Raw genomic sequence first — 1052 nt, 5'->3', positions numbered from 1 at the left:
GATTTATTAACCGCCTTGGCTAAATTAAATTGTAATACTTCAATATTTCTGGCTTGGTCTTTTTGACGCACAATTAAGCCGTAACTTAAATCGGCAGAAGGCAAGATATGAGAGTCTAAATTAGGTAATAGATCAGCTACTTTAAGACCTTGTTGCCATTGATATTTGCCTGGGCGTGTTACGGCACCAATAACGGTAATTGACTGGTCATACATACCCGAGCTTTTTAACACCCGAATATAGTCACCGCTTTTCAGTAATTGTTTACGCGCTTGGCTATCCGTTAGGTCAATATTCATGATGCTAAGTAAGCTGTGTTGATTATAGCGTTCTACCATGGTTGATTGCGGATAGGCAGACGGTAATAAACCACCGGCCATTGCAATAATTTGATTGAAGTTATCACCAGCCTTGAGCTCGTATATAGCCGGACGCCTAACTTCACCTCGTATTGACACATTTTTACTTTGAGTTGGAATGAAAACCACATCGCCAGATTGCAACAAAATGTCGCTTGAAGAATCACCGTTTATTAACAGGTCATATAAATCAACAGTTTGTACTATTTTGCCCGCGCGTTTGACTTCAATATTGCGTAATGAGCCAATATCGCTAACCCCACCAGCAGCAAAAATAGCGTGCGTAACACTTGAAAGTGAACTTAATATGTATGGGCCTGGTTTGTAGGCATCACCTAAAACAAAAATACGCATAGAACGTAATTCAGCTAAACTGACCACCACGTTGACACCTATGATGCGCTGTTGAATTCGTTCCGCTAGAAAACTTTTCATTTCAGCAAACGCTAAACCAACTACTTTTATCGGTCCAACATCCGGAATAAGTATATTGCCCTCGCGTGTTATCGGCAGTATGTACTCGGCATTTTCTTTACCATATATTTGTATCGACAATTGGTCACCAACACCTAATATATAGTGATTAGGAATAGCGATGTCCATAGTAGGGGTAAAGGTGCTGGGCGCATTCGAAAAAACGTCTATACCAAACCTTGTTAGTGGCTTAAATAATTCAGTGTCACTTTCAAATTC

1 protein-coding gene is annotated in these 1052 nt (G+C 40.1%); it reads right to left on the bottom strand.

Going from position 1 to position 1052, the window contains the following annotated elements; all coding sequences use genetic code 11:
* Nucleotides 1-1052, bottom strand: a 1052-nt coding sequence (locus tag H4J59_RS04125) for an SLBB domain-containing protein (RefSeq protein WP_182237039.1), incomplete at both ends; no start/stop codon positions are given.

Source organism: Colwellia sp. MB02u-10 (genome assembly GCF_014077185.1).
In the GTDB taxonomy this organism is placed as follows: domain Bacteria; phylum Pseudomonadota; class Gammaproteobacteria; order Enterobacterales; family Alteromonadaceae; genus Cognaticolwellia.
The sequence above is the reverse complement of the archived record's forward strand: the minus strand, read 5'-3'. Positions and strand labels throughout refer to the sequence as shown.